Source organism: Micromonospora sp. CPCC 205546 (genome assembly GCF_036902715.1).
GTDB lineage: Bacteria > Actinomycetota > Actinomycetes > Mycobacteriales > Micromonosporaceae > Micromonospora.
Window position 1 is genome coordinate 47,711 of sequence record NZ_JBAKHL010000007.1, and the last position, 17,209, is coordinate 64,919.

The following is a 17,209-nucleotide window of genomic DNA, read 5'->3' on the forward strand; positions in this document are numbered from 1 at the left end:
TCATCGCTCCGGCTGGCGGCCCAGGCGCCGCCCGACCCCTCCACCGGGCGTTCCGGCTGACCGGACCTGCGGTTTGCGCAGGTCCCGTCTTCGCCGTCCCGGTCATCCCGGCCCGGCTGCTCGGCCGATGGGTCGCAGTCGTGTCGGTCACTACTGTTAGCGTGCCCTCGTTGTCGATCACGGCCGATTCCTCACGAAATCTGGCTGTTCTGCCACTGCGGAGGGTATTCCTGATGGGTTGGCTACCGGTGGGGGACTCGTACGAGATCTCTCTCGTGGACGGAAAGGTGGCGGCCCGTTCCACCGGCCCGCGCGCCGGTGGCCGTCCCCTGAAGACGCTGCCGAAGGCGCTGCGGGACGACCCCGAGGTGGAACGGCTGCGTCAGCTCGCCCAGTGGCTCGACCGGCACGCCGCCGAATGCCTGGCCAGGGTCGACGCCTGGGTGGTGTCCTCGCTGCCGGTGCCGACCGGGCTGCTGGCCCGGGTCTGGCCGGACCCGGCCTGGCAGGACGCGCTGCGCGATCTCGTGGTGCTCGGGGACGACCCGGCCGAGCCGGGCCTCCTGCGCGACGTCACCGACACCGGCGACCTGCGCGTGGTGAACCTCGACGGAGACACCGTCCGGCTCTCGCCGGTCAGCGCCACACTGCCGCACCCGGTGCACCTGCCCGACCTGCGCGACCTGCGCGAGTTCGCCGAAGAGCTGGACGTCACCCAACGGGTCGAGCAACTGCACCGGGGCACCTGGGGCAGGCCCGACGACCTGAGGCAGCGGGACACCACGGTCACCGACTTCCGCGGCACCACGGTCCCCAACCGGGTGGCCACCCGGGCCGCCGCCCTCGGCTTCCGGGTCTCCGGCTCGCAGGTCACCTGCCGGGTCTGGGAGGCCGGCCGCACGATCGAGGCCGCCCTGCGGTTCGACGAGGACTACTGGGACTCCGAGGCCACCCTGGGCACCCTGGCCTGGTCAGTCGTGGACGGGCCGACGCTGCGGTTGACCGAGGTCGGGCCGGTGGCCTGGTCGGAAGGAATGCGAATGGCGACGGCCCTGTCCGGCGCCGTGACCGGAACGGGGAACAAGGCGTGACCGCGACGACGACTGCCGGCGACCACCCGGCGACGACGACGGCCGGCGACCACCCGGCCGAGAGTCTGCTGACCGCCGGCGCGGTGCTGCCGACCGACACCGTCGGGGCAGGCGAGCGGGCGGTGCCCCTCACCGCCCGCACCTACCGGCATCCGGCCCTCGACGACCGGCCGGTGGTCCGCCTGGTCGACGCCGCCCTCGGCGAGGGCGAGGACATGGCCGTCGGCTTCCTCGGCCTGACGCCGGGCGCCGAGCCGGCCGTCGTCGGGCTGGGCCCCCGCCGCCCGCTGGCCTTCCCGGAGTGGGTGCTGGTGCACCACCCGGCGGACGGCCGGCACGCCCTGGCGGTGGTGCCGGAGCTGCAGAAGCTGGCCAAGCAGGTCCGGTCGCGCCCGAAGGCCGCCCTGGACGCGTACCAGGGCGTCGCCGACCGGTTCGCCCGCACGCTGCCGCACTTCCTGCCGACGTTCTTCGAGCAGGCGGCCCGCGTGTTCCTGGCCGCCGGGCAGGACGCCTACGCGACGCAGCTGTTCAACAAGGCACGCAAGGCGGAGGCGCAGCACGGCCTGCCGGTCGACCTGCACCGACTGGACGAGGTCTATGTGGAGTTCGCCTCGGCCAAGGTGGTGTCCGCGACCGCGTTGGCCGGCTACGCGAAGGAGCTGTCCGCCCAGTTGCCGGCCGACGAGGCGCTGGAGCGGTTCTGCCGGCTGGCGCTGCGGGCCGCGGTCGCCGGCGTGGTGCCGTCCACCCAGTCGGCCACGGCGGTGAACCGGCTGGTCCGGACCGCCACCAAGGCCGCCGGCAAGGACGCCGTCGCCGACCGTGAGGCGGCCTACCTGACCGAGCTGCTCCGGTTGCCGGTTGCCGCCGAGGCGCCGGCCGGCTGGTGGAAGGCGCACCTGCCGGCGGTGACGGCGCTGGCCGGCCGCGACCCGGCGATCCGCGGCAGCCTGCTCGACCTGATGCCCACGGACCGCGACGACCTGGTCACGTGGCTCGCGCTGCTGACCGACACCGGTGCGCTCGCCGGACTGTCCGACGCGGACACCCCGGACGCCGCCCGCCCGCGCGACGGGTCCGTCGGCTGGCTGCGCCGCCTCCTGGGGCGGGTCAACTCCGGCCACGTCCGCCACCGCCGTCGGCTGCGGCAGCTCTACCCGCTGGTGGAGCGGATGGCCGACCGGCTGCGCGTCGAACTGGCCGACAGCGGCGAGAGCCTCGGCGTCGACGGGGACCTCGAGCTGCTCGACCTGCTGCTCGCGCTCGACGTGCCGGTGGACCCGCCCAAGGAGCGCGAGGCCCTGAACCTGGCGGACTGGGCCAAGGGCGGGGGAGAGCGGGACCTGCTCGCCGTCGCCGCCGACGACCGGTTCGCCGGTGCCCTGCGCCGGGGCCTCGCCCAGCTCGACGACCAGCCGGAGGCCCTGCGCCGGATGGTCGAGACGCCGGGCGTCCGGCCGGTGCTCACCGACTGGCTGCGGGCCCGGATCCGCGACCGCTTCGCCGCCGGACTGCCGTACCTGCCGGCGTCGGTGGACTGGCTGGGCAGGATCCCCGTCGAGGCGCTGCGCCTCGTCGGCGACGACACCGACCGCTCCGGTGCCGGCGACGCCCTCGGGCAGGTCCTCGACGTCGACCTCGCCGAACGCGTCGCCCGCAGCCTGCGCGGCGGGATCCTCGACGAGCTGGGCTGGCCGGACTGGGAGCTCGCCTGGCACGAGGTGACCGACGGCGACCGCCGGGTCGAGGTGACCCGGCAGGAGTCCTGGCCGTACCTGATCCTGGGCGGACCGAACACGGTGCGGGTGCTCGGTGCCGAGGGCATCGTGCTGCGCCACGACCTGCGCGTCCCCGCCGGCGACATGTGGGGTCAGGCCGGCTACCACTACGTCGACGGCCACCTGCTCGTCTACTGGCGTTCCAAGGCGCTCGACTACGACCTGCGCGGCTACTGGCACTCGTCGCCCGGCGACCTGCAGCCCATCGTCGGCGACCACTACGGCAGGCAGCCACGCCGGAAGGAGGTCACCCTGCCCCTGGCCGGCGGCGGGCGGACCACCGGCGACGGCGTGCTGCACCCCGGTGACACCGCTGTCCCGTCCGAACTGCCGGTCATCACCGACGGCACGTCCCACTGGGTGCTCCGGCGCAGCGAGGACGACGACACCCACGCCTGGCGGGAGTACGACCCGGTCGGCAACACCCACGGTCGGCGCAGCCTGCCCCGGTTCCTGGCGGATCTCCCGGTCGAGGGCAGCCAGCTGCGGGAGGCGGCCAGCTGGCTGCGGCCGGCCCTGTCCGACCGGGTCACCCCGGCCGCCGTGCCGGTGGACGGTCTGCTCGGCTGGCGGGTGGTCACGCTGCCGGACGGCTCGGTACGCGGCGACGACCTGGCCGGGCGTACCGTCACCGTCGCCGCCGGGCAGGAACCGCTCGCGGCGCTGGTGCTGCCCGGCGACGACCGGCCGCGGGCCGTGCTCAGCGGTCCCGTCCTGGTCGACCCGGACGGGGTGGTGTCGGCCGCCGCCGGTCCGCCGTCCGCCCGGGACTACAACCCCGACGCGGTCCCGCTGCCCGGACAGAAGTTCCTCGGCAACCTGCTGCCCCGGGACCCGGCCGGCTCCACCGCCCTGCGGCACACGGACCGGGAGACCGCCGCCGCGCTGCTCAAGGTCGCTGTCGACGAGCGCCGCGCCGTCCTCGCCGAGGAGGCCGCGCGGGCCGCCGCCCGCGCGGCGACGCCATCCGGGCCGACCGCGGCCACGCGGGCCGCCACCGGTGCGCCCGTCACCGTCCCGACGTCGACGGTCGGGGGCTCCGCCACCGCCGGCGGGGACGGCACCGACGCGCTGGTCGAGCTGGTCCGCTCGGCGATGCCGGCGGTCAGCCATGACGCCGTGCTGGCCGGGGTGGCCGGGGCGCTGCGGCTGGCCGCCCGGGTGCGCACCGACCTGGACGCGGTGACCGAGCGGCTCACCAGGTCGTTGTCCGCCCCCGTCGCGGTGGCGCCGGTGGCCGTCGCGGCCGGGCCCACCGACAGGCAGCTCAACGAGGCGCTGGACGGGCTGCGCGGCTCCGTGCACGGGGCGGGCACCACGCCCCAGGCCTTCACCCAGTTCCGGGCGATCGGCATCCAGCGGTCCGCCACCGGCGGGGGTGATCCCGGCGTACGGCTGCACCTCGACGGGCCGCCGCTGCCGTCCACGCTGGACTGGTGGTCCCTGCTCGGTGGTGTCGCCGCCGTGGCCTACCGGGCCGCCGCGGCGGTCACCCCGCAGGCGCACCGGGAGACCCTGCGTGCCCTGCTCGAGGAGCTGGACGGGCTCGACCTGAGCGCGGCGGCAGAGCCGGGACGGTGGCGTCGGTGCAGGCTGCACCTGACCGTCGACGCCCTGCAGAACCCCGACGGCTCGCGCCGGTACCCGAAGCCGGGTCTCCTGCCGTTGCCCGACGGGGCGTTCATCGCCGTCTTCAACTCCAGGGGCACGGCCACCGGCTACTACGTGGACGCGCTGCACCACGACCCGGCCGGTGGGTTCGCCGTACCCGAGCCGTACACGGTGCACTCCTCGGAGCCGGTTGGTGACGCACGGCCGGTCGGCTGGCTGGCCGGTTTCCTCACCGAGTGGGCCGCGCGCGGCCCGCTGCCCTGGCGGCCGGAGGCGGCCGAGCAGTTCGCCGAGCTGACCGGTGTCACCCCCACCGCCGCCAAGCTGGTGCTGGCCGGCCTGCCGTACGCGGACTCGGCCGGCACCGTGCCGACCGAACTGCGTAAGGCGCTCGCCATCAGGCAGGCCGGGGAGGTCAAGCTGGCCTTCGGGGTGCTGCGGGAGGCCAGGCCGACACTGCGGCGGGCCGTGGTCTCGGCGCTGCTGCCGCAGGACCCGGCCCGGCTGTGGACCGACGGCCCGGACGTGGCCGCCGCCGCGGCGGTGTGGAACGCCGCCCTGGGGCGTCGGGTGGTGGTGCCCGAGCAGTTGCTCGCCGAGGCGACGCGTGCCGTGCGCACCGGCTGGGAACCGGCGCGGGCGCTGCCGGCGCTGCTCGACCCGGCGCGCTCGGCCGAGCTGAGCACCGACCTGACCTTCGAGTTCAGAGGCGACCGGGTGCGGCCGGTCGACAACCGCACGGCGGGCTTCACCGGCCACGTGCTGCGCTCCACGGTCGCACTGGCGGCCTGGGTCGCCCACCACACGCCGGCCGGTGACCCGTGCCGGGCCGCGCTGCCGGCCGCGCTCGCCGCGATCCGGGACCGGCTGGCCAACCCCGACCTCATGCTCGACCTGGAGCAGTACGTCTACCTGCCCGAGTTCCGGCAGGTGGCGGGCACCCCGTCGGAGACGGGCCCGGGCTGGGAACGCTACGGCGCCATCGTGCTGTCCACCCACGACAGCCGACCGTCGCCCGCGCTGCGGCCGGAGCTGCTCGACGCCGATGGCACGGACCCGTACCTGCCGGCGCTGCGCAGGGACGTGGCCAAGCCGTACCCGGTGGAGGTGGCGCTGCGGCTGGTGCGCGACCCGCGCTTCGCGGCGCTGCTCGCCGACGCGGGGGAGCCCGACGGTGGCGAGCGGGCGGCGGACGGGACCTGGTGGCCGCAGGACCCGACGCGGTCGGTGCCCGACCTGGTCGCCGAGGTCGCCGGGGAGCATGCCCTGGGCGCCGACGCGGCGGCGGTGTACCTGATGCTGCTGGCCATGCCGGACCCGACCGACCGCAACACGACGAAGTGGACCGGTTGGAAGCCGACCCGGCTGAAGGCGGCCCGCGCCGAACTGGCCGGCACCGACCTGGTCGTCGAGGCCAGCCGGTCCCGGGCCGGCCGGTCGCTGTTCCTGCCCGGCCCGTGGCTGGAGCGCGGCGCCGGGCAGGTGCCGATCGAGGGCTGGAAGTTGGCCCTGTTCGACCTCGCCCCCGACGGCACGGCCGCGCTCGGGGTGACCGTGCCGTTCGAACCGGCCGCGGAACTCTACCGGCGGGCCTGGCGACGCCTCCGCGACGGCGACCGGCCCCGCCTCGCCGACCTGCCCGGCCGCGGCGCCCCCCGCTGACCCGTACCCGAAAGGGCGGCGGTCTCCGCGACGACCTGCCCGGACGTCGCGGCGCTGCCGACCCCTGTCCCGAAACACCCCCTCAAGAGGAAGATCGAGGAACACCCGTGACCGTGACGGAACACGTCCGCCCCACCGTGGCGTCGGAGACCGCCGCCCAGGTCCTCTCCGCCGAGCAGCGGTACGCCGACGAGCTGGCCTTCCTGGCCGCGTACGACGACGGGGCCCGGCCACCGGGCTGGGCGCTGACCCCGCGTGCCGTGGTCACGTTCATCCAGGGCAGCGACGGCGAGGCGTTGAAGCTGCCCGCCGACCGGCGTACCGGCGCGGACGGCGCCGCGCTGCCGGCCAGCATGAGCATCCCGGCGAAGTTCGTCGGCGAGCGGAGCCTGGTCGAGCGGTGCGTGGTCACCCTGGCCGGTGAGCGCGGCCTGCTGCTGGTCGGCGAGCCCGGTACCGCCAAGTCCATGCTGTCCGAGCTGTTGGCCGCCGCCGTCTGCGGCACCAGCGCGCTGACCGTGCAGGGCACCGCCGGCACCACCGAGGACGCCTTCCGGTACGGCTGGAACTACGCCCTGCTGCTCGCCCAGGGCCCGACCCCGCAGGCGCTGGTCGACTCGCCGGTGCTGACCGCGATGCGCACCGGCCGGGTGGTCCGCATCGAGGAGGTCACCCGCTGCCTGCCCGAGGTGCAGGACGCGCTGGTGTCGATCCTGTCCGACCGGCGGATGAACGTGCCGGAGCTGTCCGGCAGCGAGGACGGCCTGATCCGGGCGGCGCCCGGGTTCACCGTGATCGCCACCGCCAACCTGCGGGACCGGGGCGTGTCGGAGATGTCGTCGGCCCTCAAGCGGCGGTTCAACTTCGAGACGATCCACCCGATCTCGGACGCCGACGTCGAGACCGACCTGGTCCGCCGGCAGGCCACCGCCGCCGTGCAGCGTGCCGGCGCGGCGTACACGGTGGACGACGCGGTGCTGGACGCCCTGGTCACCGTCTTCCGTGACCTGCGTTCCGGCCGGTCGGGCGAGGGCTGGGACGTGGAGCGGCCCGGCACGGTGATGTCGACCGCCGAGGCGGTGCAGGTGGCGGTGTCGCTCGGCCTGGCCACCGCGTACCTGCCCGACGGCGACGCGCTCGACCTGGTGCCCGGGCACCTGCTCGGCGTGGTCCGCAAGGACGACCAGAACGACCACGCCCGGCTGCTCGGCTACTGGGACGGCCCGGTGCGCCGCCGCGCCGAGGACGGCTCGGCGATGTGGCGCCGGCTCTGGGACCTGCGGGAGAACCTGCGGTGACGATCCTCTCCCGTACGCCCGGCGCGGCCCCGCCGGCCGCCGACCCGGTGGCGGCCGGCCCGTCGACGGTCGATCCGACGTCGGCCGACCCGCGCGCCGTGGTCGACGCGCTCGCCGGTTCGGCCCGCCCGTACCTGATCGGGGTGCGGCATCACAGCCCGGCGTTGGCGGCGGTGGTCCCGGCACTGCTGGACGCCGCCGGGGCCGAGGTGGTCTGCGTCGAGCTGCCGGCCGACTTCCAGCGCTGGCTGCCCCACCTGTCCGATCCGGCCGCCCGGGCCCCGCTGGCCCTGGTCGGCAGCCACGGCACGGACGCACCGATGGGCTTCTACCCGTTCGCCGACTTCTCCCCGGAGCTGGCCGCGATCCGCTGGGCCCGGCAGCGCGGCGTCGAGGTGCTCTGCTGCGACCTGCCGCTGGCCGACCCCGGCTGGACCGCCGACACCACCGACCCGACTGCCGACCCGGGCCCGACCGCCGGTGACGAGCCGGCCCCCGGTGGCGGTCCCGACCCCGACGCGGGGGAGCCGGTGCCCGGCCTGCGCCGGTCCTACGCCGCCGCGCTCAGCGCCAGCGGTACCGGGCGCGACGGCGACGACCTGTGGGACCGGGTGGTCGAGGTGCGTGCCCCGGGCAGCCAGCCCGAGGCGCTGCGCCGGGCCGCACTCGGCGTCGGCTGGGCGATGCGCACCGACAGCGCGAACCGCGACGGCGTACCGGGCCGGGACCTGGCCCGCGAGCGGCACATGCGCCGGGTGCTGGCCGAAGCGGGCGCCGACGGCCGACGCGTCGCCGCCGTCGTCGGCGCCTTCCACGCTCCGGCCCTGCTCACCGCCGCGCCGACCGCCGGCGTCGCGGCGTCCGCCCACCCCGCCGCCGACGCGACCGATCCGCTCCGGTCCGTGACGACCCCGCCCGCGCCGGCCGCCACCGGCGCCGCCGGCACGGCTGTCACCTCGCTGGTGCCGTACGCGTTCGACCTGCTCGACTCCCGGTCCGGCTACCCCGCCGGAATCCGCGACCCCCGCTGGCAGCAGTCCGTCTTCACCGCCGCCGGCGACCCGGAGCGGATCCGGGCCGCCGCCGCCCGGGCGGTCACCGACCTGTGCCGGGAACTGCGCGCGGCCGGCCACACCGCCGGCACCGGCGAGGCCGCCGAGGCCGTACGGCTGGCCGACGACCTGGCCCGGCTGCGGGACCTGCCCGCCCCCGGGCGCGGCGAGGTGCTGGAGGCGGTGACCACCGTGCTGGGCCAGGGTGAACTGCTCGGCCGCGGCCGAGCGCTGGCCAAGGCGCTGGAGACCGTCCTGGTCGGCGCCGACCGGGGGCGCGTCGCCCCCGGCACGCCACGCTCCGGGCTCGGCCCGGCGGTCGAGGCGGAACTCACCGCGCTGCGGCTGCCCAACCCGGACAGCCCGAAGTCTCGCGAGGTCCGCCTCGACCCGTTGCGCGCCGGACTGGACGGGCGTCGGGAGATCCTGCTGCAACGCCTCCAGGTCTGCGGCGTCGGCTACGGCGAGGCGATCGCGGTCTCCGGCACCGGCGACGGTGCCGCCCTGACCACCCGCTGGCAACTGGCCTGGACGCCGTCCGTGGCGGCCCGGCTGGACCTGGTCGGCGTACGCGGGGTGACCGCCGCGCTGGCCGCGGCCGGCACCCTGCGGGAGCGGTTCCGCCGGGAGGCCGCCGACGGTGGCCCCACCGCCGCCCAGCTGCTCACCGGGCTGCGTGACGCCGCCCGCTGCGACCTGCCGGAGCTGGTCACCGACCGCCTCGAGCTGGCCGCCGAGGTGCTGCCGGGCACCGGCACGCTGCCCGAGCTGCTGGCCGCGTTGGACCTGCTGGAGGCGCTGCGCCGCGAACACCTGCCCGGCACCACCGCCGACGGCCGGGCGCGGGCGGCCGAGCTGGCCGTCGTGCTGCTCGACGCGGCGGTACGCGGCCTGCCCGGCCTCGCCGGCAGCGACGCCCCGGCCGACGCCACCGCGCTGGTCGACCTCGCGGTCCGGGCCGGTGAGGACCGGATCGGCCTGCGCCTGGACGAGGCCCTCGACCACCTGGTCCGCGCCGGCTCGCCTCTGGTCCAGGGCGCCGCCCTGGCCGCCCGGGTGCTGCTCGATCTGACCGATCTGGACACGCTGGGCACCCGGGTGGCCGGCTGGATCGACGCGGCCACCGGACCGGACGCCCGCCGGCACCTGCAGCGGCTGCTCGGCGGCCTGCTCACCGGGGCGCATCCGCTGCTGCAGTCCGCCCCGGCCGCGCTGGACCCGCTGCTGGAACGGATCGAGCGGCTCCCCGACGCCCACTTCCTGGACCGGCTTCCCGCGCTGCGCGGCGGATTCGACGTGCTCACCCCGGCGGCCCGCGACCGGCTGCTGCAGACCGTCACCGAGCGGCTGGGCGACCGGCTCGACCTGAGCCTGACCGCCCCGCCCGAGCTGCTGGCCCGCTGGGCCGCCGCCGACGCGGCCGGGCGGGCCGTCCTGCTCGCCCGCGGCATCCCGATCCCGGGCACGCCGCCAAGCCCCGGCGACGCCCCCACCGACGCGGGCACCGGCACCGCACCGGCGCCGGACGCGCCGGACGCCGGGCTCACCCCCACCGACCGGTGGCGGCTGCTGCTCGGGCGCCAACCCGACCGGCTGCCGGCGGGCGCCCGCCGCTACGCCCGCGCACTCGACGAGCTGTACGGGGCGGGCCAGGGCGAGGGCGCCACCGACCTCGGTCAGGCGGCCGGCGGGGGCCAGGAAGCCTCCTTCCCCACCGCCCGCGAGTGGGTCGACGAACTGGAGGCGCTGTTCGGCACCGCGGTACGCGAGGAGGTCATCGCCCGGGCGGCCGAGAACGGCCGTACCGACGTGCTCACCGAACTCGACCCCGCGAACGTACGTCCCTCGATGGAGCTGCTGACCTCGGTGCTGTCGCTGGCCGGTGGCCTGCCCGAGGGGCGACTGGCCAAGCTGCGGCCACTGGTGCGGCGGCTGGTCGAGGAGCTGACGAAGCAACTGGCCACCCAGGTGCGTCCGGCGCTGACCGGGCTGAGCAACCCGCGTCCGACCAGCCGTCCCGGCGGCCGGATCAACCTCGCCCGTACTCTGCGGGCCAACCTCGCGCACACCCAGCGCCTCGGCGACGGCCGGACGGTGGTGGTGCCGCAACGCCCCGTCTTCAACACCCGCACCCGCAGGGAGGCCGACTGGCGGCTGGTGCTGGTGGTCGACGTGTCCGGCTCGATGGAGGCGTCGGTGGTGTGGTCGGCGTTGACCGCCGCCGTGCTGGCCGGGGTGCCCGCCCTGTCCACCCACTTCCTCGCCTTCTCCACCGAGGTGGTCGACCTGACCGACCGGGTCGACGACCCGCTGTCGCTGCTGCTGGAGGTGCGCGTCGGCGGCGGTACGCACATCGCCGCCGGGCTGGCCGCCGCCCGCTCGCTGGTGACCGTGCCGAGCCGCACCATCGTCGCGGTGGTCAGCGACTTCGAGGAGGGCTATCCGCTGGCCGGGCTCCTCGGTGAGGTCCGCACGCTGGTCGGCTCCGGCGTGCATCTGCTCGGCTGCGCCGCGCTGAACGACAGGGGAGCGCCCTGCTACTCGGTGCCCGTCGCCGAGCAGCTCGTCGCGGCCGGGATGCCGGTCGCCGCTCTCAGCCCCCTCGAACTCGCCCGCTGGGTGGGCGACCGCATCCGCGGAGGATCACGTTGACGGACCGTACAGCCACCGCCGTGGACACCGACCGGTTGCCGCCGGTGCTGCCGGCGGTCGCCGCCGCGGCGGTGGCGGCCCTGCCACCCCGGCTGCACAGGCGGCTGGACGCCACCGTCGCACGGCTGGCCGGCGCACCCGTCGGCCCGGTCGACGGGGGCGTGTCAATCGACTGTGGCCCGGAGGCGCTGGTCACCCTGACGCCCGGACCGACCGGCGCGGTCAGCGACCCGGGGCAGGCGCGGTGCAGCTGCCTGTTGACGCCCCGCTGCCTGCACCGCACCGCGGTCCTTCTCGCCTGTCCGGTCGCCGACCCGGCAGCCCACCCCGGCCCGGCGGCCAGCACCGCCACCGCGTCGACCCCGGACCGCACCGGCGCGCCATCCGGGCGTACCGGTAAGGCGGCCGGCGCGGCCGGACGTGGCAGCGGCGCGACCCCGACGAAGGCGCAACGGGCCGCCGCCGACGCGCTGTGGCGGGCGGGCGCCGCGGTTCTCGCGGCCGGCGTGCCGGCCGCCGGAGCGGTGCCCCAGGCCGAACTGCTGCGGGCCGCCCACGGCGCCCGGCTGGCCGGCCTGCCGAGGGCCGAGAGCGCGGCGCTGCGCGCGGTACGGGGGCTGCGCGCACACCGGGGGCGGCAGAACGGCCACCGCCTGGCCGAGCTGGTCGACGTGCTGCACGACCTGCTGTTCGTCGCCGGCCGGCTGGCCGCCGGCGACCCCGACCCGGCGCTGGTCGGCGTGCTTCGGCGGGCCTACCAGCCGGACGGCACGCTGGAGGTGTACGGCGTCTGCCGGGAACCGGTGATCAGCGCGACCGGGTACGCCGGGGTGGTCACCCACCTGCTCTCCGCCGACGGTCGCCAGCTCTCCTTCGGCGACGTGAAACCGGGCGGCCCGGAGCGGGCGCGCGACTGTGCCCGGGCGGTCACCGAGATGGGCGCGGTCGCGGTCAACCACGCGGTGCTGGCCCGCGGCGGCCTGCGGATCACCGGCACCACCGTCTCCCCGGACGGTCGTCTCGGTGCCGGCAAGGGCGTCCGGGCCACTCCGCTCACCGGAGGCGACTGGTCCACCGGGCCGCTGGCGCACCTGTTCGACCGACCGCTCGCCGAGGTGGTGGCCGCGCAACTGGCCACCGACGACCCGGAGGACCCGGCCCGGGCGGGAAGCGCGCTGGTCGGCGGTGACCTGGTGGTGGTGGGTGCCGTCGGCGACCAGGTGCTGGCCCGCGAGCTGGCTCCCGCCACCGACGCGGGAGCGGAGCGCGCGCCAATGCCCGACGGGCCCGTGATCCGGCTGGTGGCGGTCGACTCGCACCCGGTACTGGCGCACGTGGCCAACCTACGGCGGCTCGCCTCCCGGCCCGGCCTGCGGATCCGGGTGGTCGGCCGGCTGGACCCGGACCGGGCCAGCACGCTGCGCCCGCTCGCGGTCGGCGCGGTGCCCGGTGCCGCCGCCACGCTGCGGCTGCCGGCGGACTGGCACGGCCGGGCGGACCTGGGCTACGACGACATCCAGGGCGGGCACCTGCCGCCGCGCGACCCGGCCGCCGCGGCCGGGGTCGTCAGCGCCGTCGGCGCCGACGCGGTCGCGGAGTCCCCGCTGTGGCAGGTCCGCCGGCTGGTGGAGCTGGCCGTCTCCGGCGGTCGGCGCGCCGTCGCCGAGGCGGCCCGCGGCACCGGCCTGGCCGGTCCGCTGCGTCGCGCCGGCTTCACCACCGCCGCGGCGCTCACCACCGCGCTGGCGGACGAGTCCGACCGGCAGGGCCGGGACACGTTCGGCCGGCGCACCGATCCCGACCCGGACCGCTACGCGTGGGCCTGGCTCGCCGCTGCCACCCACCTCGCCGCGACCGAGCGGGAGCTGATCCGGTCCTCCTGGACCGCCGCGCCGCTCGGCTGACCCGCCCGCACCCCGGGGGTGGAGAACTGGGGGTCGGTGGCCAGCGGGCCAGCGATCGCAGAAGCGAGGCGTCCAACTGCGCCCCGGCACCCGTCCGACCCCGGGGCGGGTGTCGGGGCCGGCCCTCGGGCGCCGACGTGCACAAGCGGGAAGTCACCGCCCCCGCGGGAGCGCGCGTCGGACGATTCCGGCCATCCCGGACCGCCTGGGCAGTTAGCCTGGACCGGCGGTTCTGGCGTCGTCATCCGACCGGTCCGACAGTTGTCGAGCGGATCGACCAGGACAGTTTCCACGAGACGGGAGATGCAACGTGCGTGGGCTGACAGACAAGGTCGTGCTCGTCACGGGGGGCGGATACAGCCCCGATCAGGTCGGTTCCGGCCTCGGCCAGTCCATGTGCGTGGAACTCGCCAGAGAGGGAGCGAAGGTCGTCGTTTCCGACCTCTCCTCGGAACGCGCCGACGCGACGGTCACGCGGATCCGTGACGCCGGGGGAGACGCGATCGGGGTGGCAGCGGACGTCACCGACGAGGCTTCGGTCGACGCCATGGTGAGCGCCGCTCTCGACGCGTACGGCCACGTCGACGTGCTGGTCAACAACGCCGGCGTGTTCGGCGCCTACCTCCCGCTGCTCGAGATCGAGACCAGCCAGTGGGAGCGCGTCATGGAGGTCGACCTGAAGGGCGTCTTCCTCGCGACGAAGGCGACGCTTCCCCACATGCTGGAGCGCGGGAGCGGCGTCGTGATAAACGTTTCCTCGGCGTCCGGTCTGGTGGCGAGCGAAGTCGGGGCCGAATACACCACGGCCAAGCACGGCGTCATCGGGCTGACGAAGCAGATCGCCTACGACTACGGTCACCGAGGCATTCGCGCCGTGGGCATCGGGCCCGGCGTCATCAAGACGGCGGCATTCGAGGGCGCGGAGATCACCAGCGACTTCCCGTTCTACGACCTGACGATGCAAGCCCCCGCGGGCCGGTACGGCGAACCCCACGAGGTGGCCCGGGCGGTCTGTTTCCTCGCGAGCGACGACGCCTCCTTCATCCACGGCCACACCATCCCGGTTGACGGCGGCTCTCCCGTCAGGTGACGGAGCGAGGCCGTCGGGCCGCGTGCTAATTCGTATTAGCATCTTGACGCCGCGGAGACGGCGCGCGCAGACTCATCGGCCAACGCACCTGTTCCGCGTCGGGCGTCCCCCCTCGTCCGGCTGCTCAGCGTGGTCGCGTGACGTCTGGTCCGTCACGGCCGGCCCGCTCTCCCCGCCCCCGTCGACCCCCCCTGAACGGAGGGAACGCGATGACGCGTACCCCTGACGGCTCCTTCTCCCGCCGGGCGCTGCTGCGCGGCGCGGCGGTCGCCGGTGTCGCGACCGCGACCACCGGCGCCGGCCTGGCCACGACGTCCACGCCGGCGCTCGCCGCTCCGGCCGGCTTTCCCAACTATCGGTACGTGCGCGACGCGTTCGACCGGCCGTTGCGCTACAACCCGACCGGCGAGTTCATCTTCCCGTGCGTGCGCGGGGTCTACGACAAGATCAGCGGCTATCTCGGCCGCTACTACCTCTACTACGCGCCGCACGACGCGCCGGGCGGGATCTGCCTCGCCTACGCCAACCGGCTCGAGGGCCCCTACACCGAGTACGCCGGCAACCCCGTCGTCGACCGGGTGTTGCCGACCACGACGGTGAGCCACGTGTCGTCGCCGCACGTCGTGTGGGACGCGCCGACGCGGCAGTTCTTCCTGTACTTCCACGGCGAGAACCACACGACCCGGGTCGCGCGCTCGACCGACGGCGTCCGCTTCACCGACGAGACGCCGATCCTGTCGACGAACCTGGTGCCCAACACGACCGAGACCTCGTACGCGCGGGTCTTCGCGCACCCGGTGGCGGGCAAGGGGAACCGCTACGTGATGGTGTTCATGGGCGCCCACACGATCCGTCCGGGCACCCGGAAGATCTTCTGGGGCTGGTCGCCGAACGGCTGGAGCGGCTGGCAGTTCTCCCCGAACCCGCTGGTGTCGCCGTCGGGCGACGGACTCACCGACATCTCCGCGCCGCACCTGTTGAAGCGCAACGGCACCGTCTACGTCGCCTACCACGGCAGCAGCGGCAACATGTACCTGACCGAGGTCGGCAACAACTTCGACCGCGAGGTCCACCTCGGGGTGTTCCACCGGCCGATCGCGTCGGACAACGGCCGGGTGGCGTCGCCGACGTTCGGCACCGACGGCGGCGTGGAGTACATGCTCTACGAGGCCGGGCCCCGCCTGGACGCCAGGATCTGCGTGGCCCGCGCGGTGTCGTGAGCACTGCGCGGCGATGCCCCCGCCCCGGTCTGGCGGTGCGCGCCCGCGAGGAGCCCCGGCGGCGGGGCTAGAAGCTGCTCAGGAGTTTGACGAAGGCGTCGTCGATCTTCGCCGGGTCGCGGGCGTCGAACGCCTTTCCCGCCGACGCCTTGGCGATCCGGTCGAGCGTCGCGAAGTCGGACTGCTCGTCGAAGGCGATGCAGAAGATCTTGATCGGTCGGTCCGGGTCCAACGCGACGTCCTTGAGCAGTCGGGCGAGATCGTTGTCCTTGTGGTACTCGTTCTTGCCGTCGGTCAGTACGACCACCGCGTTGATCCGGGACTGGTCGTAGTGATCCAGCATGTGCCGGTGTGCCGCCCGCACGGTGGCGTACAGGGCGGTGCCGCCCTCGACGTGGAGATTGCCGATCTCGTCGGTGAGCGACTTCCGGTCGAACGCCGACAGCCGGACCTCCTCGCTGTACGGCGACCTCGGCCGCTGCCTCGTCTCCGACGAGAACGACCAGAGGGCGACCTGGTCCTCGGCGTTCAGGAGACCGAAGCCCTTGGCGGCGGCCCTGGTCGCCACCTGGAACCTGCTGTGGTCACCGATCTTCGCCTTCATCGAACCGGACGTGTCGACGGCCACGAGGATGTTGGCCTTCTTGCGCAGCGTGCCCCAGCCGGTGAGGATCGCCTTGACCACGGTGGGATCCGGCGGGTCGAAGTACGTCAGTTCCTCGGCCCCGCGCCCGCCGACGGCGGCGATCAGCGGGCCGGACGCGTTGCGCTGATGGTCGCGGAACCCGTGCCGGCCGAAGCTCCGCTGCTGGGGCGGCTCCTGCAGGAACGCCAGGAAATCGGCGGCGGCGTCACGTTGCTCGGGGCTGGCCGAGGGGAGGACCACGTACGGATGGTCGAGGTTGAAGGTGCCCTCCTTCGGATGGATCGCGACCAGCGGGACCCTCGGCTTCTCGCCCCGGGTCGGGCTCAGTTCCCCCTCGTTGTACTGGTAGACGAGTTCCTCCTGCGTCACCACCGCGCTCATGTCCGTCGGGGCCGCCGTGCCGGTGCCCGACAGGTCGGCCTCGGCGCGGTCCTTCAACAGGTCCACGATGTCGTCGCTGTAGTGGGACACGTTGGCCTCGATGCGGCGCACGAACTGGGTCACCGCGGGATTCGCGAGGTCGCTCTCGGTCAGGTCGCTGGCCCGGTTGACGGCCGCGTAGTACGAGGCGATCGTGGCCGCCAGCCCGGAGGTGGACAGGTTCGGATTGACCTTGCCGAAGCTGAACCGCCCCCAGTCGGGGCGACCGAAGGCGGCCCAGCCCGTGCGCCCGGACGAGCCCAGGACCTCACCCCAGCCGAGGGGACCCCGCTGCTGGAGCAGCTTCCCCTTGGGCTGCGGCATGGCGATGACCAGCGGGCTGTTCGCGATCGACGGATGCCGGCCGGGGGTCTGCGCCGGCCGCCCGGCGGCCTCGTCCAGCAACTTCAACTGCCCGGTCCACAGGCTCGACGTCGGCAACCACACCTGGGGTCGTGGCAGGTGGGGCTGCTTGACCGCCCAGTCGCCGGCCAGCGCGTCGGTCGCCGCACCGGAGGCGAGGCCGTGCACGGTCACCACGGCACACCGGCCGTCGACCCGCCGACCGCTCTCGTTGTAGCGGTGCGCCAGTTCGCCGAGCAGCACGTCCTTCTCGATCGACGAGCTGACCTCCAGTGGCGTGCACCCGACGTCCGCCGGCCGGACGATCAGGTAGGCCGCCGTGATCACCGCGAATCCGGCCACGACGGCCGCGGTGTACGGCACCCACGGCCGGGCGGTCGGTCGACCTGAAACCATCGGGGTCCCTCCAGGGTGTTCGC

The 17,209-nt window shown here is 75.1% G+C and carries 8 protein-coding genes; 7 read left to right on the plus strand and 1 reads right to left on the minus strand.

The window, feature by feature from the left end; all coding sequences use genetic code 11:
• Positions 1-233 precede the first annotated feature (233 nt).
• From V6U77_RS06105 to V6U77_RS06135, 7 genes are all read left to right on the plus strand, one after another.
• Positions 234-1,091 carry a DUF4132 domain-containing protein gene (locus V6U77_RS06105; protein WP_334605202.1) on the plus strand — a complete coding sequence of 286 codons (858 nt, stop codon included), beginning with the start codon at positions 234-236 and terminating at the stop codon, positions 1,089-1,091.
• On the plus strand, positions 1,088-6,145 hold the full coding sequence (locus V6U77_RS06110; RefSeq protein ID WP_334605203.1) for a hypothetical protein: 5,058 nt from the start codon (positions 1,088-1,090) through the stop codon (positions 6,143-6,145). Before V6U77_RS06105 ends, V6U77_RS06110 begins: the two co-directional genes overlap by 4 nt.
• Before the next feature lie 107 nt (positions 6,146-6,252).
• A complete protein-coding gene (locus V6U77_RS06115; protein WP_334605204.1) occupies positions 6,253-7,443 on the plus strand; it encodes an ATP-binding protein in 1,191 nt (396 codons plus the stop codon).
• Positions 7,440-11,147 carry a DUF5682 family protein gene (locus V6U77_RS06120; RefSeq protein ID WP_334605205.1) on the plus strand — a complete coding sequence of 1,236 codons (3,708 nt, stop codon included), beginning with the start codon at positions 7,440-7,442 and terminating at the stop codon, positions 11,145-11,147. The genes V6U77_RS06115 and V6U77_RS06120 overlap by 4 nt, the downstream gene beginning before the upstream one ends.
• Positions 11,144-13,051: a hypothetical protein gene (locus V6U77_RS06125; protein WP_334605206.1), complete on the plus strand. Its 1,908-nt coding sequence runs from the start codon at positions 11,144-11,146 to the stop codon at positions 13,049-13,051. Before V6U77_RS06120 ends, V6U77_RS06125 begins: the two co-directional genes overlap by 4 nt.
• Before the next feature lie 310 nt (positions 13,052-13,361).
• Positions 13,362-14,141, plus strand: coding sequence for an SDR family NAD(P)-dependent oxidoreductase (locus tag V6U77_RS06130; RefSeq protein ID WP_334605207.1), 780 nt, complete (start codon positions 13,362-13,364; stop codon positions 14,139-14,141).
• A 209-nt stretch (positions 14,142-14,350) separates the two neighbouring features.
• Positions 14,351-15,361, plus strand: coding sequence for a hypothetical protein (locus V6U77_RS06135; protein ID WP_334605208.1), 1,011 nt, complete (start codon positions 14,351-14,353; stop codon positions 15,359-15,361).
• Positions 15,362-15,428: 67 nt separating this feature from the next.
• Here V6U77_RS06135 and V6U77_RS06140 read toward each other — a convergent pair whose 3' ends face one another.
• A complete protein-coding gene (locus V6U77_RS06140; RefSeq protein WP_334605209.1) occupies positions 15,429-17,186 on the minus strand; it encodes a vWA domain-containing protein in 1,758 nt (585 codons plus the stop codon).
• Between the last annotated feature and the right edge of the window lie 23 nt (positions 17,187-17,209).

What these genes read in the sequence shown, in the direction of transcription:
- V6U77_RS06105 (WP_334605202.1), top strand. Translation starts at nt 234, where the DNA reads ATGGGTTGGCTACCGGTGGGGGACTCGTACGAGATCTCTCTCGTGGAC.
- V6U77_RS06135 (WP_334605208.1), top strand. Translation starts at nt 14,351, where the DNA reads ATGACGCGTACCCCTGACGGCTCCTTCTCCCGCCGGGCGCTGCTGCGC.
- V6U77_RS06140 (WP_334605209.1), bottom strand. Translation starts at nt 17,186, where the DNA reads ATGGTTTCAGGTCGACCGACCGCCCGGCCGTGGGTGCCGTACACCGCG.